The organism is Streptomyces sp. NPDC053069 (assembly GCF_044546895.1).
In the GTDB taxonomy this organism is placed as follows: Bacteria; Actinomycetota; Actinomycetes; order Streptomycetales; family Streptomycetaceae; genus Streptomyces.
This window is the reverse complement of sequence record NZ_JBITZN010000007.1, coordinates 401,074-422,101: the sequence shown is the minus strand read 5'-3', so window position 1 is coordinate 422,101 and position 21,028 is coordinate 401,074. Positions and strand designations below refer to the sequence as shown.

The window sequence follows — 21,028 nt, the reverse complement described above, 5'->3', positions numbered from 1 at the left end:
CGGGCGTCAGGCGGCCGTGCCCAGGGCCGCGCGGCCGGTCACGTCGCCGTCCTTCGCGGTCACGGTCACCGGCACCACGGCGCCGCGCCGCCGGACCAGCAGGCCCGCGCCGATCGACCCGGCGATCAGCAGACCACCGGCGACCAGGGCGCCGCGCGCACCGGCCCACTCCATGAGCAGGCCCAGCAGGGGCGGCCCGCCGAGGCCCCACACCGTGCCGATGCTGCTCCACACCCCGAGCACCCGGCCGCGCAGATGGGCGGGAGGGTCGGTCTGCAGGACCGCCGTACCGGCGGTGTCGGAGACGGACTCCACCACGGCCATGGGCAGCACCAGCACCATCAGCACGGCCAGCGACGGCGACAGGCCGGCGACGACCTGGAGGAGGGCGCCGGCGGCCGCCAGCACTCCCACGGTCCGCACGGAGGGCTTGCGCAGCCGGGCGCCGAGGACCGCACCGATGATGCCGCCGACCGCCAGCACCGTGGAGACGGTGCCGAAGGACCCGGCGCCGCCCGCGAGCGGTCCGGTGACGAGGACGGCGAGCGTGAGGCCGTAGTTGCGGCCGAAGACCGAGCTGATCCCGGTGATCCCGGCGAGAGCCATCAGCCGGGGCCGGCGCACGAAGAACATCAGCCCCTCCCGCACGCTCATCTCCGCCCGCTCAGGAACGGCCCGAGCCTGTGCAGCCGGCTCGGTCACCGCCCCGTGCACCGGCCGCAGGAAGGGCACGACCGACGCCACGAACAGGAACGACAGTCCGTTGGCGGCGTACGCGGAGGCCGTGCCGAGGAACCCGACGGTCACACCGGCGAGCGCGGTGCCGGCCAGCCGGCCCGCGCTGTGCACGAGGGCCCCCACTCCGATCGCCGACGGCACGTCCTCCCGCGGCACGAGATCGTTGCCGAGCAGCGCACAGGCCGGCCCGTCGACGGTGGCGATGATGCCGGTCACGGCGGCGAGCGCGAGCAGCGCCGGCATGTCGATCCGGTCCAGCGCCACCAGCAGCGCCGTGGTGAAGGCGACCGCGCCGAGCAGCGCCTGGCTCACGGCGACGGTCAGCTTCCGGGGCCAGCGGTCCACGGCCGCGCCGCCCAGCAGGCTCACGAACAGCGCAGGCGCCGCCTGCACGGAGATCGACAGGCCGGTCGCCGCGGCGGAACCGGTGATCTGCAGCACGAGCAGGTTCTGCACGGTGAGCTGCATCCAGGTGCCGGCGTTCGACACGAAGTTCGCGGCCGACCACCAGCGCATGCCCCGATGCCGCAAGGAACGCCACGGCGAACGCGAGGCGGGAGCGGAACCGGGCACGGACGTGGACAGGGCAGGAGCAGAGGGCACGGCGGGGTACTCGACAACCAGGGAGGGAGACAGGGACCGGCGGAACCCGTCGGGCCGGCTGCACTGCGCGGCCGGGCCATCCCCGGTCAGGGCGCCGACCATGGTGGCAGACGGGAGGGGACAGTGGTCGCCACGGCACTCGCCGGAGCGTCGCTGCGAGCCCCAAAGTCCCGCATGCCTAGGCCCGTTGGGCCTCGCGTGTGGTTCCTCACAGACCCCCGTGTGCGGCACTGCGCACCGGCTGGAGACAGTCCCCGCGTCCTGCCGAAGCGGACCCGCACACGTGACGCGCACCACGGCCGCACGGCGGCACCCGAACCCCGGTCACGCTCCGGTGCGTTCGATCAGTGGTCGGCCCGGAAGCGGGCCCCGTTCCACCATCGGCGCAGCTCGGCGCACCCCGATGCCAGGCACGTCGTTGGGCGGGGCATGAAGATCATCACCCGCGCCGCGCTTGCCGCCGCGACTCTCGTCCTGACCGCCGCCGTCCCCGCCCTGGCAGATGGGGACCACGGGTCCACCCAGACCGGCCAGAAGGGCTCGTCCGGCTCTGCGGCCAACTCCCGGAACAGCAGCCCCACGAAGATCAACCTCGACGAGGACTCGGACGCCGACTACTCGCAAGGACTTCTTCCCCGCGTCATGGGACAGCTGCTCTAGCGGTTCCCGAACGATGCGAACCGGCCTCCGGCCAGGACCGTCGCGTCCCTGCCGGAGGCACCCCGCGATGAGGCACGTCGTGACGGGCGCCCCTAGCGATTGACAGTGCGCATCCCCGCCTCGTCGTACCGCTCGCCCGCCACCGCAGGCAGCTCCGCGTCGATACGGGCCAGGTCCTCCCCGGTCAGCTCGACGGCGACCGCGGCGGCGTTCTGCTCCAGGTAGGTGCGGCGCTTGGTGCCCGGGATCGGGACCAGGTCCTCGCCCTGGGCCAGGACCCAGGCGATGGCCAGCTGGGCCGGGGTCACGTCCTTCTCGGCGGCGATCTCCTTCACCTTCGCCGCGAGCCGCAGATTCGCCTTGAGGTTGGCGTCCGTGAAGCGCGGGTTGGCGCGGCGGAAGTCGTTCTCGTCCAGCTCGTCCGGCGAGGTGAAGCGGCCCGCGAGGAAGCCGCGGCCGAGCGGGGAGTACGGCACGAAGCCGATGCCCAGCTCCCGGCACGCGGGCAGCACCTCGGCCTCCACGTCCCGCGTCCACAGCGAGTACTCGCTCTGCACCGCGGTGATCGGGTGCACGGCGTGCGCCCGCCGGATGGTCTCCGCGCTTGCCTCGCTCAGCCCGATGCAGCGCACCTTGCCCTCGGCGACCAGCTCGCCCAGCGCGCCGACCGTCTCCTCGATGGGCACGTCCGGGTCGACCCGGTGCTGGTAGTACAGGTCGATGTGGTCGGTGCCCAGCCGCTCCAGCGAGCCATGGACCGAGCTGCGCACGTGCTCGGCCGAGCCGTCCTGCCGGCCGATCGTGCTCATGTCGCCGGGTACGGCGTCGTCCATGCGGTAGTTGAACTTGGTCGCGATCACGTAGTCGTCGCGATGTCCCCGTATCGCCTCGCCGACCAGCGACTCGTTGGTCAGCGGGCCGTACACCTGGGCCGTGTCGAGGAAGGTGACGCCCAGTTCCAGGGCCCGCCGGATGGTGGCGATGCCCTCCTCCCGGTCCGCGGAGCCGTAGAAGGCGGACATCCCCATGCATCCGAGGCCGATGGCCGATACCTGGAGGTCCCGCAGACTGCGCTTCTGCATGCGATGTCCCAGCCTTTCCTGCACTCGATCGTCGTTCCGTACGGCACGGGGTCCTGCTTCGTCCCGCTTCCATCTAGCGACGGATCGCGGCACCCGGCATCCCGTGGGGGAGGCCGGGTACGGGCACCCGCGTGCCGGACGCCGGCGACGCTACGAGTTGGAGCGCTCTCGAAGTCAAGGCGGACCCGGCGCCGGGCTGCGCATCCAGCCGTACCGGCAGCTCGAACAGGTCGCAGAAGCCTTGTTCCGGAGGACGGGTCCGTGGGGAGGGAGGTTGCCTCGCGGCGCCGGATTCACGGCCGCGCGGACCTGTGGGTCTTCCCACACCCGCGCGTCCCCCTGACGGATCTTGACGCCCGTCTGCCGGATCGCTGAACTGTCACCGATCAGGTCGAACGTCGGTAAAACGCCCCGCCCGGTCCGACCGCCGGAAGCGGGGTGAAGGGGGCGAGGGACATGACGGGGGAGCCGAAGGCGATGGGCTGCCGTGCCTCATGACCACTGAAGGGCGCATCGACCTGTGCCGCTTACTGCTCGCACGGCTCGGCCGGTTCACCGGGCGGACGTTGCGGGCCGAGTGGCGCGCCATCGTCGTCGACCCGGTGCACCGCCTCACGCGGCGTGGACTCTCCGCGCTCCTGCTGGGTTTCGTCGCCGCGTCCGGCGTCGTTTTCTTCCACGACATCGCACAGCACCCGCTCGGCCGGCTGTGGGTCCAGCGGCTCGGGGGCGTCACCGGTGACCTCCCGCTGTGGCTGGCGCTGCTGCGCACGCCCGTGTCGCTGTACGTCCCCGCGCTCGACCTGCCCGTGTGGGCGGGCATCACCTCGCTGTTCCTCTCCTTCGCCCTCGCCGAACTGGTCGTGGGCCGGGCCCGGACCCTGGCGATCGCCTATGTCACCACCCTGGCCGGCACGCTCGTCGCCCGCGTGATGATCGCGCTGGGCCCCGGCTGGTGGGGTTTCGGCCTGCCGCACGCGTACGGGCAGGTGCTCGACACCGGGCCCTCCGCGGCTGTCGTCGGTCTGTTCACCTATCTCTCGGTGATCAGGCGCGCGCCCGTGGTGTTCACCCTGACCGGCGGCTCGATGGTGTGGGAGTCCCTCGCCGTGCCCAACCTGGCCGGGCGCGAGCATCTGATCGCGGTGGGCTCGGCGATCGTCCTCGGCCTGCTGCACGGCCGCCGCGCAGTCCTGCGTGCATACCTACGGTCCCTGCTGCCCACGCGCCACCGCATGCCCGCGCAGACTCGGCACTGCGCTCCCGCGCCCGCGGAGACCTCGCACCGCACCCCCGTACCCGCGGAGACCCGAGACGGTCACCCCGCGAACGCCGGCCCTCCGGTGATCCCCGTGTCCGCCCTGTCCCGCGCCGCACCCGCTCCGGCGTCCGCCGACCGCGCGCACGACGCGGTGATGACATCCCTGGAATGCTGAATGCCGATGCCAGAACGACCGAGTGTGGCGCCGCCCACCCCGTCGATGTGACGGTTTTCGCACGTCGACACGCGCGGGCACCCCCTAGGGTGTGCCGCGAGGTACGCAGGGCGTGGCTGACACCATGGTGTTCGTCGCCGGCAGGCAGCTGAAGGGAATCCAGGATGTTCCGCAAGGTGCTGGTCGCCAACCGTGGAGAGATCGCGATCCGCGCGTTCCGGGCGGGCTACGAACTCGGCGCGCGCACCGTCGCCGTGTTCCCGCACGAGGACCGCAACTCGCTGCACCGGCTGAAGGCCGACGAGGCGTACGAGATCGGCGAGCCGGGGCACCCGGTGCGGGCCTATCTCTCCGTCGAGGAGATCGTGGCCGCCGCCCGCCGGGCCGGCGCCGACGCTGTCTACCCGGGCTACGGCTTCCTGTCCGAGAACCCCGAACTGGCCCGCGCCTGCGAGGAGGCGGGCATCACCTTCGTCGGCCCGAGTGCGCAGACGCTGGAACTGACCGGCAACAAGGCCCGCGCGGTCGCCGCCGCCCGGGCGGCCGGAGTGCCCGTGCTGGGCTCGTCCCAGCCCTCCACCGACGTCGACGAACTGGTGCGCGCCGCCGAGGAGATCGGCTTCCCGGTCTTCGTCAAGGCCGTTGCGGGCGGCGGCGGTCGCGGCATGCGCCGTGTGGAGGACCCCGCCCAGTTGCGCGAGTCCATCGAGGCCGCTTCCCGCGAGGCCGCCTCCGCCTTCGGCGACCCGACCGTCTTCCTGGAGAAGGCCGTCGTGGACCCCCGCCACATCGAGGTGCAGATCCTCGCCGACGGCGAGGGCAACGTCATCCACCTCTACGAACGCGACTGCTCGCTCCAGCGCCGTCACCAGAAGGTCATCGAGCTGGCCCCCGCGCCCAACCTCGACCCCGAGCTGCGGGACCGTATCTGCGGCGACGCCGTCCGCTTCGCCCGCGAGATCGGCTACCGCAATGCGGGCACCGTCGAGTTCCTCCTCGACCGCGACGGCAACCACGTCTTCATCGAGATGAACCCGCGCATCCAGGTCGAGCACACCGTGACCGAAGAGGTCACGGACGTGGACCTGGTCCAGGCCCAGATGCGGATCGCCTCCGGCGAGACCCTCGCCGACCTCGGCCTGGCCCAGGACACCATCACCCTGCGCGGCGCCGCCCTCCAGTGCCGTATCACCACCGAGGACCCCGCCAACGGCTTCCGCCCGGACACCGGCCGGATCAGCGCCTACCGCTCCCCGGGCGGCTCCGGCATCCGCCTGGACGGCGGCACCACCCACGCCGGTACGGAGATCAGCGCGCACTTCGACTCGATGCTGGTCAAGCTCACCTGCCGGGGCCGGGACTTCAGGGCGGCCGTGGGCCGCGCCCGGCGTGCCGTGGCCGAGTTCCGCATCCGCGGCGTGGCCACCAACATCCCGTTCCTGCAGGCCGTCCTGGACGACCCCGACTTCCAGGCCGGGCGGGTCACCACCTCCTTCATCGAGCAGCGCCCGCACCTGCTCACCGCCCGTTCCTCCGCGGACCGCGGCACCAAGCTGCTCACCTACCTCGCCGACGTGACCGTCAACAAGCCGCACGGCGAGCGGCCCGACCTGCTCGACCCGGTCACCAAGCTGCCCCCGCTGCCGGCCGGCGAGCCTCCTGCCGGCTCCCGCCAGCTGCTGGTCGACCTCGGCCCCGAGGGCTTCGCCCGCCACCTGCGCGAGTCGCCGGCCATCGGCGTCACCGACACCACCTTCCGTGACGCCCACCAGTCCCTGCTCGCCACCCGCGTGCGCACCAAGGACCTCCTCGCCGTCGCCCCGGTCGTCGCCCGCACCCTGCCGCAGCTGCTGTCCCTGGAGTGCTGGGGCGGCGCCACCTACGACGTGGCGCTGCGCTTCCTCGCCGAGGACCCGTGGGAGCGGCTGGCGGCCCTGCGCGAGGCCGTGCCCAACATCTGCCTGCAGATGCTGCTGCGCGGCCGCAACACCGTCGGCTACACCCCGTACCCCACCGAGGTCACCGACGCCTTCGTGCAGGAGGCCGCAGCCACCGGCATCGACATCTTCCGCATCTTCGACGCCCTCAACGACGTCGGCCAGATGCGCCCCGCCATCGACGCCGTACGGGAGACCGGGAGCGCGATCGCCGAGGTCGCCCTCTGCTACACCGGCGATCTGGGCGACCCCGCCGAGCGGCTCTACACCCTCGACTACTACCTGCGCCTGGCCGAGCAGATCGTCGACGCCGGCGCCCATGTCCTGGCGGTCAAGGACATGGCCGGCCTGCTGCGCGCCCCGGCCGCGGCCAAGCTCGTCTCGGCCCTGCGCCGCGAGTTCGACCTGCCCGTGCATCTGCACACGCACGACACGGCGGGCGGCCAGCTGGCCACCTACCTGGCCGCGATCCAGGCGGGCGCCGACGCCGTGGACGGCGCGGTGGCCTCGATGGCCGGTACGACCTCGCAGCCGTCGCTGTCGGCACTCGTCGCCGCCACCGACCACTCCGACCGGCCCACCGGCCTCGACCTGGGGGCCGTCGGCGACCTGGAGCCGTACTGGGAGAGCGTCCGGAAGATCTACGCCCCGTTCGAGGCGGGCCTCGCCTCGCCGACCGGCCGCGTCTACCACCACGAGATCCCCGGCGGTCAGCTGTCCAACCTGCGCACCCAGGCCGTCGCCCTCGGCCTCGGCGACCGCTTCGAGGACATCGAGGCGATGTACGCCGCCGCCGACCGCATCCTCGGCCGCCTGGTCAAGGTCACCCCCTCCTCCAAGGTCGTCGGCGACCTCGCCCTGCACCTGGTCGGCGCCGGGGTCTCCCCGAAGGCCTTCGAGGAGACGCCCGACAGGTTCGACATCCCGGACTCGGTCATCGGGTTCCTGCGTGGTGAGCTGGGCACCCCGCCCGCCGGCTGGCCCGAGCCGTTCCGCACCAAGGCCCTGAAGGGCCGGGCCGCGCCCAAGCCCGCCCCGGAGCTGTCCGCCGAGGACCGCGAGGGCCTGGCCAAGGACCGCCGAGCCACCCTCAACCGGCTGCTGTTCCCCGGCCCCACGCGGGAGTTCGAGACGCACCGGCAGGCCTTCGGCGACACCAGCGTCCTGGACAGCAAGGCGTTCTTCTACGGACTGCGCCCCGCCAAGGAGTACGCCGTCGACCTGGAACCCGGTGTCCGGCTGCTGATCGAGCTGCAGGCGGTCGGCGAGGCCGACGAGCGCGGTATGCGTACCGTCATGTCCTCGCTCAACGGCCAGCTGCGCCCGATCCAGGTCCGCGACCGCGCCGCCGCCTCGGACGTGCCGGTGACGGAGAAGGCCGACCGTGCCAACCCCGGCCATGTCGCGGCGCCGTTCGCCGGTGTGGTGACGCTGGCGGTGACCGAGGGCGACGAGGTCGCGGCCGGTGCCACCGTCGCCACCATCGAGGCGATGAAGATGGAGGCCACCATCACCGCGCCGAAGGCGGGCCGGGTGTCCCGGCTGGCGATCAACCGGATCCAGCAGGTGGAAGGCGGCGACCTGCTGGTCGAGCTGGCCTGACCCGCGACCGCCCGGCACACGCGAAACGGCCCCGTGGCACCGGAAGGTGCCACGGGGCCGACGCCGAGGGCGAGGAGAGCGAAGGGACTGCGTCGAATCTCATCACAAGAGAGGTAGAAGGAAGCCCCTTCATGGCCTCGCCGTCGCCAACGTTAGCAGTCACTCCGGGATCAGGTCGCGCAGATTTTCCGGGGTGACGATCCGGGAGTCCGGGTGCAGTCCCTCCGGCCGCTGCAGGCCGAGGTAGGTGACCGGGCCGTCCGGCGCCGCCTGCGTACCGTCCCACTCGGTCACGGTCGTGCCGCGCTCGGCCAGCAGGTCGGCGAGGTGGCCGACCGTGAGGTACTCGCGCTCGACGATGCCGCGCACCAGCGTCGCCACCGACACCTGGTTGCCCTCGACCCGGTTGGCCGCCGGCCGGCCCTTGAGGTACAGGTGCAGCCACTTGGCGCGCCACCGGCCGTCGGCGCCGCGCAGGAACACCAGCGGCAGCGCGATGCGGCCGGGTCCGCGCAGCTCCGACTTCATCCGCACCGTGCGCGGCTCGAAGGGACGGCCGGCCTGCTCGGTCTCACGCAGCATGAACCCGAAGAAGGACTCCTCCACCTCCTCGAAGCCCTCCCCGGAGAAGATGTGGACCTGCGGGACGATGAACGTGCCGCGCACGGCGCCCAGGCGCAGGTTGATGAACTCCGAGGCGCCGTCGGGTGCTTCGGTGATGTCGCCGGAGTGCTCGCCCTCGACGTCGGACAGGGCCGTCCAGGACAGCCAGGTGACCGTCTCGTGGTCGGCGTCCAGCAGCAGCGCCGACAGGTCGTAGTCGGTGCGCGCGCTGGTCTGCTTCCAGTGCACGAAGAAGCGCAGCAGCTCCCCGTCGACGGGGCAGAGGGAGCCGCGGGGCAGCACGCCGAGGCCGGATGCGGTCGCCCTGCCGCTGAGCGGGAGCGCCACATCGAGCATGTCCGGGTCGACCAGCAGCCGGTCCACGGCCGGGAGCCGGCGGCCGATCTCGTCGTCGAGCGCGCTGGTCAGCCGCTTGCGCTCCGGCGGCAGCAGGGGCGGGCGGGTGTCGTCGGTGACCCAGGCGCGGCCCTGCCGGCCCACGAACACCCGGCGGCCCTCGCCCGCCCCGGCACGGTTGTGCAGATGCTCGCGCACCGACAGCAGCACCCGGCCGGACACCTCACCGGCGACCTCCTCGGCCGCGGCGACGACCGTGTCGCGCTCCTCCTGGGTGCGGGCCGTGCGCAGCAGCCGGTCCAGGGAACGGAACAGCCTGCCCGGAGCCGACTGCAGCAGCCGTACCGCCCCGGTGACGTCCCCGGCACCGAGCAGCTCCTCGACACGGCCCTCGAAGGAGCGCGCACGCTGCTCACCGCGGGCGACGGCGAACACCTCGGCGGCGTGCGGCCACTGCGGGTACTCGTGCGGGTGCAGCCGCTCCCCGAGGCGCTTGAACGCCTCCCGGTGGGCCACTACGTCCGCCAGCCCGGCGGGGGAGGCGGCGACGACGGCGTCCAGCTGCGCGAGCAGCGCCCGGCGCACCGGCCGTGACAGTCCCCGGAACCGGGTGGGCTCCTGGAGGGTCACGTCACCGTCGGACAGCGCGCAGGCCAGGCGGAGCACGTCGGTGACGGTGTCCAGCAGCAGGTCCGCGCCCACCCGCAGCCGGGCCCGGTTGACGACGGCGCGGTTCTCGCGCACGGGGATCGCCTCCGGCTGCGGCCCGGTCACGCACGCCCCGGCGAGCACCTCCAGGTCGCGCAGGCCGTCCTCGCCCAGCGGGGTGCTGCTTCCGGCCAGGGCCAGGTACAGCGCGGTGACCTCGTCGTCCAGCGGAGCGCCGAGGTCCAGCAGGGTCAGGCGGTCGCCCGCCGCAGGGATCAGCTCGTCGTGCCGGGCGAGCAGCTCGGCGTAGGGGTGCCGGTAGCGGCCGTACGACGGCAGGGTCAGCAGGTCGACCACCCCGCTGAACAGCTGTTTCAGCGTGCCCGTGCGGGTGGAGTCGTCGGCGAGGGCCTCCTCGACGCAGCGATTCCAGAACTGGACGGTGTCGGGGACGTTCGCGGGGAAGTCCACGAAGTAGACGTTGTGCTCGACATGGTCGCCGACCAGCTCGCGGACCGTCGCCAGGGTGCGGACGGCGGTGGCGACGACCACGTCCTCGGACAGGGACGACAGGTGCACGAGGGCAGCCGCGGAGAGCTTGAAGCCCACCGACATCAGCGCAGCGTCGAACTGCCGCGCCGCCCCCTCGCCGTGACCGGCGGGTCCGGCGGGGGCGGGGATGCGGTGAGCGTGTCGTACGACCAGCTGTTCGAGGGTGTCGCGCATTGCGGCATGATCGCAGAGGTCCACGAACCGCCGCACCGCTATTTGGCCCCGGCCTGAGGGGACGTGTGCGTCCCGGAGCGGTCAGTCCCAGAGCGGGTAGGTCATGACCTGCTTGAAGCCCTCCGGCCGGGCGCCGGGGTAGGTGAGGCTGATCTGCGTGTAGCGCTCGAAGGACGGGTGCTTCTTCCACTGCTTCTCGCCGGCGAGCCGGATGACGACCGGGTAGCTGTGGAAGGTGCCGGCCGCGCAGTACGGCGTGCAGTCGTTGACCCAGTTCACGCCCACGGCCTTCGCCCCGTCCGGACCCCAATCGGACCAGTGGAGTCCGGACAGCCGGCTGTTGCCGTCGCCGCAGGCGAGGATGAATTCCGCCGGGCGGACATTCCGGTGGAAGAAGCAGTCGACGAGCACGGGCCGTGCCGTCTGGGACTTCGAGTTCGTCGCGGCCTGAGCCGGCGGGCTGGCCGAGGCCGTTGTCATCGCCGCGGTCAGCAGGGCTCCTGCCGCGAGGGTGACCGCCGTTCCCACCAGTGATCCGCGCATGGCCGCTCCCACTGCAGTTCTGTGTCCGACCGCGTCCACTCGACGCTACGACCGTGCGGCCATTTGCACCAATCGCGCAGGTCGCGCAGCGTGTCACCCGTGCTTGAGCGTGAGGCCGTAGAACGCGACGCGGGCGCCGTCGGTGGTGCTGTCGGATGAGGACTGGTTGTAGGAGCCGGCCTTGAAGTACTGCTTGTACCGCTGGAACGACGACGGGATGCCGTAGTGGGTGGTGGCGCCGTTGACCGTCAGGTCGATGGTGTCGCCGCCGGAGACGGCGATGGTGTAGCTCCAGGTCCTGCCGACCGCCACATGCCCGACACTGTGCGTGGTCTGCCCGCCGGACGGCGAGTTCTCGGTGCCGAGGACGATGTCGCCGTTGGCGTGGTAGTACAGCTCCAGCAGCGGCTTGGTGGAGGAGCCGCCGGTGCCGAGGTGGATCTGCCCGACGCACACGTTCTTCGTCACGGACACCACCCGCAGGGTCGCGCTCATCCGGTGCGAGCCGGACAGTGCCCAGTCGGCGGCGCTGCCGTCGCGGTTCATCTCGCGCAGCTCGGAGCGGGCGTAGTTCGAGTTCGGCGTCGTCACCCCCTTCTCGGGCGCCCAGAAGGTCATCGCCCCGTCGCGGGTGTCGGTGTAGAAGTACGCGTCCTGGTAGCCGTGCGCGCCTTGGAGGCGGGACGACGGGATGGTGGTCGGGTGGCCGGGGGAGCCGACGGGCTCCTGCAGCTCCCAGACCGACAGGTCGAAGCTGCCGCCGGGGGCGGCATGCGGGTCGGCGGCGATCGCGCCGGGGCTGCCGGCCAGGGCGAGGGCAAGGGCGAGGCCCGCGGAGGCCGGCACCGCGAGGAGCCTGGATCGGGTCATGTGGGGGGTCCCTTCGTCGGACCCGGATGCGTTCAGTAACATGAACACTGAACGCATCCTTGGTCATCGATGACCCGAGAAGCTAGAGGTCTGAACCAGACACGTCAAGAGATTCAGCAGGCACCCTCGTCCTGCCACGGTCCCCATTCCGCGGCGCCGGGCACCTCGTTCCGGGTCCACCACTTGGCCTTCCAGTTGTGCTTGTTGTAGGAGACCTCGTTCCCCTGCGTGTACACCGCGGTCGAACTCCAGGCGGGCTTGCAGGAGGTCGGCGTCGGCGTGGGGGTCGGTGTCGGTGGGGTGGTGGGCGGGGTGACGCCGGCGAACTTCACCGAGTACTTGGCGAAGTCCCAGGAGTTCTGTGCGACGCTGGAGCATGTTCCGGACGTACGGCCGCCGTTGTCGGGCGGGCTGCACTGCCGGTCGCGGTTCAGGGACCAGAACGTGAACCGGTCCATGCTGTGGTTCGTCGCGTAGTCCAGGACCGTCTGGAAGTCCGCCTGGGTGAAGTATTCGCCCGTGTCGCTGCGGCCGTTCATGCCCGAGAAGCCCTCGTGGGCATACGCGGTCGCCTGGTCCCAGCCGAAGGTCGACTGCAGGATCGAGTTGAAGTTGGTCAGGGCGCTGGTCTGGCTCGCCGCCCCGTTGAAGCCGCCGTCGAACGGCATGATGGAGAAGTTGTTCGGGGTGAACCCCTGGGACTTGGCCTCCAGCAGCATCTGCTTGCCGAACCAGCCGGTGCCGTCCGCGGTGCCGGCCGTCGTCACGGAGACGTACAGGCCCGGGTTGTTCTGCTGGAGGATCCTGGCCGCGCCGATCTCGTTCTTGATGGCCGCGCTGTTCTCGTACTCCGGTTCCTCCAGGTCGAAGTCGATGGCGCGCAGTCCGTACTTGGTGATGACCTGCTGGTAGGCCGCCGCGGTGGATGCCGCGTCGGAGCAGGCCTGGCCGAGCTTCGTGCCGCCGTAGCCGCCGATGGAGGCCGATACGTCACCGCCCTTGGCGCGGATCGTGCTGATCACCGACTGCACGGCCGTGTCCGAGGAGACGGGTGCGGTGCCGCCCCAGGTCGGCGTGCAGCCACCGCCGTTGGGGGCGAGGACGAAGGCCAGCTGGAAGGCCTTCAGACCGGTCGCGTCCATGATGGCGGCCGGGTCCGGCGGGTCGTTGTCCAGCGGCATCAGATAGGGGGCGGCGGCGTACCAGCGGTTGTTCAGTGCGGTGGTCGCGCCCGAGGCGTTGCCCGTGACGAGTGCGGTGGTGCCCGCGGCGGCGAGCGTGACGGCCGCCGCCGCGCCCAGACATGCCCGAAGAGGTCTCACTGTGTGCCTCCGGAGGGTGGGGTGGGGAAGTCCCCGGAGTGGGGAGCCCCACCCTCCGTTGGCTGTTGCGGTCACGTCAATAAGTTGGACTAGACCAGCGTGGACTTTGGACTAGACCATACGATTCCTTTACCTCCCGTCGACCAGCCGCACCGTGAAGCCCCGGTCCAGCGACAGGCTCGGCGTGGTGATGGCCGTGACGTGCGTGGCGGGATCGAACAACCAGGCAGTGGCAGGCAGTTGGCGGCCGTCGAGCAGCACCCGTGCGGGCGCCGAGCCGCCGTGCACGGTGAACCGGTAGCCGCGGGCGTCCACCTTGCCGGCGTAGTCGCCCCGGCTCGCTCCCACCGTGACGGTCGTCCCCTTGCCGTCGGCCTGCACGGACACCCGCTGGGTGGCGGCCGCGCCCTTGGCGAAGTCGCGGGTCACCCCGTCGTCCTCGTACAGGGTGTAGCGGCTCGTGCCACGGGCCGCCGGATACAGGTCCCAGTCCAGCTCGTGCCGGTCCCGGGTCTGCCAACTCGTCGTCCCCTTCGGCCACATGGGTACGATCGCGCCCTCACGGACGAACAACGGGAGCGTGTCGAGCGGGGCGTGATAGCCGTTGACCGTGGTCGGGCCCTGGTAGGTGCGGCCGGTCCAGTAGTCCGTCCAGGTGCCCTTCGGAAGGTAGATGCCGTCCCGGGTGTCGGAGTCCTGGTAGACCGGGGCGACCAGGAAGTCGCGGCCGGACAGGAACTCGTACTTCGCCTGGTCGCCGAGGGTGTTCGGGTCGTCCGGGTACTCCAGCCACAGTGGACGCACCGCGCCCACACCCGTCTTCGCGGCCTCGGCGGACAGCGTGTACATGTACGGCAGCAGCCGCTCCTTGAGCTGCAGATACGTGCGGTTGATGGAGGTGTACGGCTCGCCGTCCCGCCACGGCTGCTGGTCGGCGGGCTTGCCGGTGGTGAGGTCGCTCGCCCAGCCGTCCATGGTCATGATGGCCGGCAGGAACGCCTTCCACTGCAGGTCACGGGCGTACATCTTGGCGTCGTGGCGGTAGATGCTGCCCACGTCACCGGTGTTGTAGGAAATACCGGACAGGGTCGCGCCGGCGTAGGTCGGGATCTGCCAGCGGATGTAGTCCCAGGACAGCTTCTGGTCGCCGCTCCACAGCACCCCGCAGCGCTGGGCGCCCGCCCAGGAGACCGGCAGCCACACAAAACCGCGCGCGTCGCTGTTGTCCTCGATCCCCTTCTTGGCGGCGTCGCACGCGTCCAGGGCGAACTTGTAGCCGTTGCCGACCCAGGCCACGTCCAGCTTGGCCACCCGCTGACCCGCCTTCACCTGGTCGGCGAGCTTGTCGATGCCGTCCTGGGTCCACAGGCCGAGCTGGGCGTGGTGGTCCTGCAGGCCCTTGGCGGTCTGCTGCAGGTTCTCGTATCCGCAGCCGTAGCCGTCGTTGACCAGCATCCAGCCGAGCGGCATCCGGTTCTGCGTGTACCCGTCGGCGATCTTCAACGCGTCCAGGGTGTGCCGCTCGCCCCGGTTGGCGTTGTGCAGGTAGCAGTCGGAGTCGCCGGGTTCGAGACCGTACACCGGAGGCATGAACGGCTTGCCGGTCAACGCGGTGTACTTGCCGATCACCTGCTTCGCGTCACCGAGGAAGTAGTAGGCGTCCAGGCGCCGTTCCTGCTGGCCGGTGGTCACGGGCTGCCCGAAGGTGTACACGCCCGGGGCGAAGGTGTTGCGGAAGGCGCCGTAGCCCGCGCTGGAGAGGTAGAACGGCTGGGAGTTGTTGTAGCCGCCCTCGTTCCAGTCGAAGCTGTTGGACACGTACATGGTCTGCCCGCGGTGCGAGAAGCTGCCGTTCTGCTCGCCGCCGCCGAAGAACTGCTCGTCCGCGCCGCGCACGAGGCTCTGCCGCATGCCGCCGGTGGACCAGCGCAGCGGTTTGTCCTCCTGCCAGATGCGGGTGCGGTTGTCGGGCTTGTACAGCCCGAAGCGCAGCGGGCTCTTGTACACGCGCAGGACGGCGCGCGGGGAGCGGATGCCGTAGTAGTCGCCCGCGTCGAAGGACGAGGTGCGGCGCTCCGGGGCGGGCTGCCGGCGCACGATGGCGGTGCCCGCGGGATCGTTCAGCGAGCCGGACGGGTCGGCCTGCAGTCGCAGTTGACCTCCTGTCAGGAAGTCGGCGCGGGCCGTCAGCCGTCCCGCCCCGATGGTGTAGCTGCCGTCACCGCCCGAGAAGGACGTGAGGTCACCGGCGTCGGTGGTGGCGGGCAGGTACGCGGAGCCCGTGAAGGAGTTGTCGTGCACGTCGTACGGCACGACCACCACGTGGTAAGTCCCCGACGCCCGCGGGATCACCGTGGCCTCCGGGTCGGCGGTGCCCGCGCTGGACGCCACCTGCTTGCCGTGGTCGTCGTACACGTACAGGTCGAAGTCGTCCGAGGGTTTCTCCCACTTGACCGACAGCGGGACGCCGCCCTCGGGGTTGTCGTCCCAGTAGCCGTCCGGCACCGAGACCGTCAGGTCGAAACGGTCGCAGATCTTGCTGTCCGGGTCGGTCGCGGCATCCGGACAGCTCTCGGTGCCGCCGCCGGTGCCCTTGGCGTACACCGGGCTCTGCCAGCTGACGCTGCCGTGGCCGGGGTCGAGCACGGCCCCGGCCACGGTGGCGGCGGCCTGGGCGGGCGCCGGGGCGGTGAGTACGGTCCCCGCCAGGGCGGCCGCCAGCCCCAGCGGTACCCAGGCCGGCCACGGCACTCGGTGGCGCAGTCTTCGCGGTCTTTGCACGGCGGAACAGCTCCCCTCGCAGCACTGCGGACTGACGTCTTGCTGTTCTTGCGCTGATGCTCGTAAACGCTCGAAATGAGCGCCAATCGAGCAACTTCAAGCAGGAAGCCTCGGGGCTGATGCAGGTTCATGTCAATACCGCGAAGCCCTTTACCAAGGGCTGTTCACGATGTCCGCGTACCCGTGGCGGACCGTCCGTCGCCTGAGGCACCCTTGACAGTGTGCGTACTGTTTCGCGACGTTTGAGCAGTCGCGCACGGAGGGGATTCGGCGCACATCGGTACCAAAGGCAGGACGCGCCCGGCGCGTCATGGGGGGAGAGCGGTCGCCCATGCGATCCATGAGCCATGCATCACACGCCTCACCGACCGGTGCCGCCTCGGGCACACCGCTCGCCGATCCTGCGCAAGGGCGACCTGCGGAAGGGCGGTCGAACTGAGGTGGACATCACCATCCACAGACCCGGCGAGCTGACGCCCGAGCTGCGCGGGGCCTGGCACCGCGCCATGGACGAGTCACCCGAGTACGCCAACCCTTTCCTCGCACCGGAGTTCACGATCGGCGTCGGCCGGTACCGCAGCGGCGCGCGGGTCGCGGTCCTGTGCGAGGGCGGGGAACCGGCCGGGTTCTTCCCGTACGAGCGGGGGCCGCTCGGCACCGGACGGGCCATCGGACTCGGACTGTCCGACTGCCAGGCGCTCGTGCACCGGCCCGGGGTCACCTGGGACGCGCAGGAACTGCTGCGGGCCTGCCGGCTCAGCATCTTCGAGTTCGACCATCTGGTCCAGGAGCAGCGGCCGTTCGCGCCGCACGTCACCGGAACGTTCGCCTCACCGGTGATCGATGTGAAGCCCGGCGACGGCGAGTATCCGGAGTGGCTGCGCGGCACCTATCCGGGCCTGGCCAAGACGACGCTGAAGAAGGAGCGGCGGCTCGGCCGGGACATCGGCGAGGTGCGGTTCGTCTTCGACGAGCGCGACCCCGAGGCGCTGCGCACGCTCATGCGCTGGAAGTCCGCGCAGTACCGCAGGACCGGCCGCATGGACCGCTTCTCCCGGCCGTGGATCGTCGCTCTGGTCGACCACCTCTTCCGGGTCCGCGAGGAGCACTTCACCGGGGTGCTGTCCGTGCTGTATGCGGGCGAGCGGCCGGTCGCGGCCCACTTCGGCCCCCGGTCGAGCACGGTCCTGGCAGCCTGGTTCACCGCCTACGACCCCGAACTGCACTACTACTCACCGGGGTTGATGATGCACCTGAGGACCGCCGAGGCGGCCGCCCGGCACGGCGTCACCCTCGTGGACCTCGGGCGCGGCGACAAGGAGTACAAGGACTGGCTGAAGACCCGTGAACTGCGGGTCGCCGAGGGCTTCGCGGCCCGCCCGCATCCGGTGGCGCTGGCCCAGCGGCTGTGGCGCAGGCCGGTACGCGGACTGCGGAACACGGTGCTGGCCCATCCCGGGCTGCGTGATCCGGCCGACCGGCTGCTGAAGACGGCGGGCAGGCTGCGCACCCAGAGCGCGGCGGCTTCCCCGGCCGACGGGAAGGACCGGCTTCCGGGGCGGTAACTACTGGCAGGTTCTCGTCAAAAATTCCTCAAGCGCCGGACGTTGTCGTGTCCGCGTGGTCGGGTCTCCTGCGTCAGCAGTGTCGCTGCACCGGGAGGTCCTTGGTGTCCCTGCCAACCCACAGAAGACGGTGGCTGACCGTCTGTGCTCTCACCGCTTCCGCCGCGCTCGTCGCGATACCCCCGTCCGCCGCCTCCGGACGGGGGATCAGCCCCTTCGGAGTCCGCACGCTCGGCCAACTCGCCAAGGAGCGCGAGCAGTCGGTGGGCGCCGCGTCGCCGCATTTGGCGGCGGACGACGACGGCAACGAGGCGGACGAGATCGCCGAGGGCGCCGACCAGTACGCCGAGGCACGCACCTCACCGGGTGTCGTCGCACCGGGCGCGTACGGCGCCGCCTGGCACGACCTCACCAGCCTCAGGAGCACCGGCGGCCATTGGCGCAACATCACCGACCTGCCGTACGACTCCGACGACCCGCGCTACCGCGACATCGACTCCAACTCCAGTGGCGGGAGCGGGAACGTCACCGGCCGGATGGCGGCGATCGCCGCCGACGACGACGGTTACGTCTACGCGGGCAGCGCCGGGGGCGGTGTGTGGCGCTCGCGCACCGGCGGCGGCCACTGGCAGCCCGTCAGCGACCGACTGCCCGCGCAGTCCACCGGCGCCCTCGCCCTCGACGGCGCGGGCCGGCTCTGGCTCGGCACCGGCGAGGCCACCACCAACTCCGACGCCTACCTCGGCAGCGGCGTCTACGTCCTCACCCACCCGCACCACGGCACCTTCTCCGCGCGCAGCCGGGTCGGCGGCGACGAGCTGGAGAGCACCACCATCCACGAGCTGCGCTTCGGTGGCGGCACGGTGTGGGCGGCCACCGGCAAGGGCGTGTGGAGCCACTCCACGAAGAAGCTGAGCGGCCCCTGGAAGCTGGAGTTCGCGCCCAACCCGGACTTCCTGCCGGGCGGTTCGAAGGCCGACGACCCGGACGCGCCGTACAAGAACATCGCCAACGACATCGCCATCGACCCCAAGGACCCCACCAAGGTGGTCGTGGCCGTCGGCTGGCGCGGCGGCGACGACTACAACGGCTTCTACACCAAGTCCGGCGGCACCTGGACCCGGATCACCGGCGGCCTCGGTGACCTCCCCGCCGACGCCGGCAACATCGGCAACGTCACCTTCGCCCGCTCCGCCGACGGCTCCCGCTACTACGCCATCGACCAGTCCCCGGAGCAGCTCGGCACCAACCCGGACAGCGGCCTGGAAGGCATCTACGTCTCCCGGTCCGGTTCGCCGGCCGGCCCGTGGACGAGGATCGCCGACTACAAGGGCCTGGCCGCCGACAACTCGGCGCTGACCTCGGCCGGTTACATGCCCGGCGTCCAGGCCTGGTACAACCAGTTCCTCACCGTGGACCCGGCCGACCCGCAGCACGTGTACGCGGGCCTGGAGGAGGTCTACGAGACCAAGGACGGCGGCACGAACTGGTCCACGGTCGGACCGTACTGGAACTTCACCTTCCCCTGCTGGAGCATCGACCCCGCCAAGCAGACCGGCGACTGTCACCAGACCACCCACTCCGACCAGCACGGCGTCGCGATCGGCAGCTCCCACGGCAAGAGCTTCGTGTACGTCGGCAACGACGGCGGCATCTACAAGCGCCCGGTGAACGGCGCCCAGGACGCCTCCGGTCACGCCACGGACTGGACCTCGCTCAACGACGGCACCATCGACACCCTGCAGTACTACTCCGTCGGCATCGGCAGGGACCTCGACCACGGCGGTCTGTCCGTCACCGGCGGCCTGCAGGACAACGGTCAGTCCATTCTGCGCAGCAACGACAGGGTCATGGGCTCCGACTTCGGCGGCGACGGCGGGGACACCCTCACCGACCCCGCCAACGGCTGCAACATCGCCCAGGAGTACGTCTACCTCGCCGTCCAGGTCACCCAGAACTGCGCGGTGAACGACGGCAGTTGGACCACCGACCCGAGCAAGGCGACCTCGTACTCCGTCGCTCCGCCCGACAACGCCAGCAGCGAGGCCCGCTTCATCGCCCCGCTCACGGCGGACCTGAAGGACGGCAACACCTGGGTGGCCGGCGGCCGGCACATCTGGGTCCAGACCCACGGCTACGGCATCCGCAGCGGCACGGAGTGGACCGGCGTCCACGACCTCGGCGCGGGCCGCACCGCGACCGCCGTCGCCGCGTCCGGCGGCAAGATCTACGCCGCCTGGTGCGGGCCCTGCAACAACCAGGGCTTCGCCCGCGGCATCGCGGTCGGCAACGCGGACGGCACCGGCTGGCACGACGTCAGCCTGCCGGTGGACGGCACCGTCCCCAACCGCTACCTCAGCGGTTTCGCCGTCGACCCGAACAACGCCGACCACGTCTTCCTCGCCGTCAACGGCTTCTCCCGGCACTGGACCGAGGGTCCCGGCGCGGGCGTCGGCCATGTCTTCGAGTCCACCGACGGCGGCACCACCTGGAAGGACATCTCGGCCAACCTGCCCGACGTGCCGGCCGACTCGGTGCTGGTGACGGCGGACGGCGGCCTCGCCGTCGCCACCGACCTCGGGGTCGTCCACCGTGCTCCGGGCCGCACCGCCTGGGAGCGGATCGGCTGCCTGCCGGCCGTCGCTGTACTCCAGCTCAGGACCAGCCCGGACGGTCGCACCCTGTACGCCGCCACGCACGGCCGGGGGATCTACACCGTGCGGGTGCGAGACCTGCACTGACGGCCGAGTGACGGGTGGCTCCGGGCTCTCCGGGGCCACCCTTCCCACCTGCCGGGACGCTCAGCCGCCGGCACGAACCGCCCGCCCCACTTCCGTGCGCAGCTGCACGAACGCGGGCAGGCCGCGCGTGCTGAGCTGGTCCCGTTCGCGGGGCAGGCCGACCGGCAGGTCGCGGATCACGTGGGAGCCGGGGCCGGGGGAGAGGACGACGACGCGGTCGCCGACGTACACGCTCTCGTCGATGTCGTGGGTGACGAACACGATGGTCGTGTCGTTCGTGCGATGGAGTTCCAGCAGCAGGTCCTCCAGGTCCTCGCGGGTGCCCGCGTCCAGCGAACCGAACGGCTCGTCCATCAGCAGCAGGGAGGGCCGGCAGACCAGGGCACGGGCGATGGCGACGCGTTGCTGCATGCCGCCGGACAGCTCGCGGGGACGGCGCCGGGCGACCCCGGGCAGACCGACGCGTTCGAGGATCGTCTCGGCCTCGGCCCGGCGGGCCGCCCGCCCCAGGCCCCGGCGGCGCAGCGGCAGGGCCACGTTGTCGCGGACGGTGAGCCAGGGCAGCAGCGAGCGGCCGTACTCCTGGAAGACGACCGCGAGCCGCTCCGGTACGCCCGTCACCGGTGTCCCGTCGATGGTGATCGTGCCCTGCTGCGCGGGCAGCAGCCCGGCGATGGTGCGCAGCAGCGTGGACTTGCCGCAGCCGGAGGGCCCGACCACGCTGAGGAGCTGGCCGTCGGGCACGGTGAGGCTGATGCCGTCCAGGACGTGCTGGTCGCCGAAGTGCCGGCTGACGGAGTCGAGGCGCAGCATC

At 71.3% G+C, this 21,028-nt stretch carries 12 protein-coding genes and 1 pseudogene; 5 read left to right on the top strand and 8 right to left on the bottom strand.

Annotated features, from left to right (window positions below):
• Positions 1–6: 6 nt before the first annotated feature.
• Positions 7–1,254 carry an MFS transporter gene (locus ACIGXP_RS19210; RefSeq protein ID WP_399769719.1) on the bottom strand — a complete coding sequence of 416 codons (1,248 nt, stop codon included), beginning with the start codon at positions 1,252–1,254 and terminating at the stop codon, positions 7–9.
• Between the two features lie 516 nt (positions 1,255–1,770).
• Between ACIGXP_RS19210 and ACIGXP_RS19205 the strand changes: the two genes are divergently transcribed.
• Positions 1,771–2,001 (top strand): hypothetical protein, encoded by a 231-nt coding sequence (locus ACIGXP_RS19205; protein ID WP_399769716.1) that lies wholly within the window; start codon positions 1,771–1,773, stop codon positions 1,999–2,001.
• Positions 2,002–2,093: 92 nt separating this feature from the next.
• Here ACIGXP_RS19205 and ACIGXP_RS19200 read toward each other — a convergent pair whose 3' ends face one another.
• Positions 2,094–3,083, bottom strand: a complete 990-nt coding sequence (locus ACIGXP_RS19200) for an aldo/keto reductase (RefSeq protein WP_363219609.1) — start codon at positions 3,081–3,083, stop codon at positions 2,094–2,096.
• 494 nt (positions 3,084–3,577) lie between these two features.
• Between ACIGXP_RS19200 and ACIGXP_RS19195 the strand changes: the two genes are divergently transcribed.
• Together ACIGXP_RS19195 and ACIGXP_RS19190 are read left to right on the top strand one after the other, a co-directional pair.
• Positions 3,578–4,519, top strand: coding sequence for a hypothetical protein (locus tag ACIGXP_RS19195; protein ID WP_399769713.1), 942 nt, complete (start codon positions 3,578–3,580; stop codon positions 4,517–4,519).
• A 164-nt stretch (positions 4,520–4,683) separates the two neighbouring features.
• Entirely contained in the window at positions 4,684–8,058 is a 3,375-nt protein-coding gene (locus ACIGXP_RS19190; protein ID WP_399769711.1) for a pyruvate carboxylase, read from the top strand.
• Positions 8,059–8,217: 159 nt separating this feature from the next.
• Here ACIGXP_RS19190 and ACIGXP_RS19185 read toward each other — a convergent pair whose 3' ends face one another.
• The 5 genes and pseudogenes from ACIGXP_RS19185 to ACIGXP_RS19165 form a co-directional block, all read right to left on the bottom strand.
• Complete coding sequence (locus ACIGXP_RS19185) at positions 8,218–10,392, bottom strand: hypothetical protein (RefSeq protein ID WP_399769708.1); 2,175 nt, start codon at positions 10,390–10,392, stop codon at positions 8,218–8,220.
• An 81-nt stretch (positions 10,393–10,473) separates the two neighbouring features.
• A complete protein-coding gene (locus ACIGXP_RS19180) occupies positions 10,474–10,935 on the bottom strand; it encodes a hypothetical protein (protein ID WP_363219511.1) in 462 nt (153 codons plus the stop codon).
• Positions 10,936–11,028: 93 nt separating this feature from the next.
• Positions 11,029–11,805 carry a polysaccharide lyase family 7 protein gene (locus ACIGXP_RS19175; RefSeq protein ID WP_399769706.1) on the bottom strand — a complete coding sequence of 259 codons (777 nt, stop codon included), beginning with the start codon at positions 11,803–11,805 and terminating at the stop codon, positions 11,029–11,031.
• Between the two features lie 113 nt (positions 11,806–11,918).
• The gene (locus ACIGXP_RS19170) at positions 11,919–13,127 is read right to left on the bottom strand and encodes a chitinase (RefSeq protein WP_399769704.1); all 1,209 of its coding nucleotides are present in this window, start codon (positions 13,125–13,127) and stop codon (positions 11,919–11,921) included.
• A gap of 144 nt (positions 13,128–13,271) precedes the next feature.
• Positions 13,272–15,428, bottom strand: a pseudogene (locus ACIGXP_RS19165) (TIM-barrel domain-containing protein); the annotation flags it as partial.
• Between the two features lie 920 nt (positions 15,429–16,348).
• Here ACIGXP_RS19165 and ACIGXP_RS19160 point away from each other — a divergent pair.
• Positions 16,349–17,473, top strand: a complete 1,125-nt coding sequence (locus tag ACIGXP_RS19160; RefSeq protein ID WP_399769702.1) for a GNAT family N-acetyltransferase — start codon at positions 16,349–16,351, stop codon at positions 17,471–17,473.
• Positions 17,474–17,577: 104 nt separating this feature from the next.
• Complete coding sequence (locus ACIGXP_RS19155; RefSeq protein ID WP_399769700.1) at positions 17,578–20,214, top strand: glycosyl hydrolase; 2,637 nt, start codon at positions 17,578–17,580, stop codon at positions 20,212–20,214.
• Between the two features lie 60 nt (positions 20,215–20,274).
• Here the strand turns inward: ACIGXP_RS19155 and ACIGXP_RS19150 are convergent, their stop codons facing one another.
• The gene (locus ACIGXP_RS19150; protein ID WP_399769698.1) at positions 20,275–21,027 is read right to left on the bottom strand and encodes an ABC transporter ATP-binding protein; all 753 of its coding nucleotides are present in this window, start codon (positions 21,025–21,027) and stop codon (positions 20,275–20,277) included.
• Between the last annotated feature and the right edge of the window lies 1 nt (position 21,028).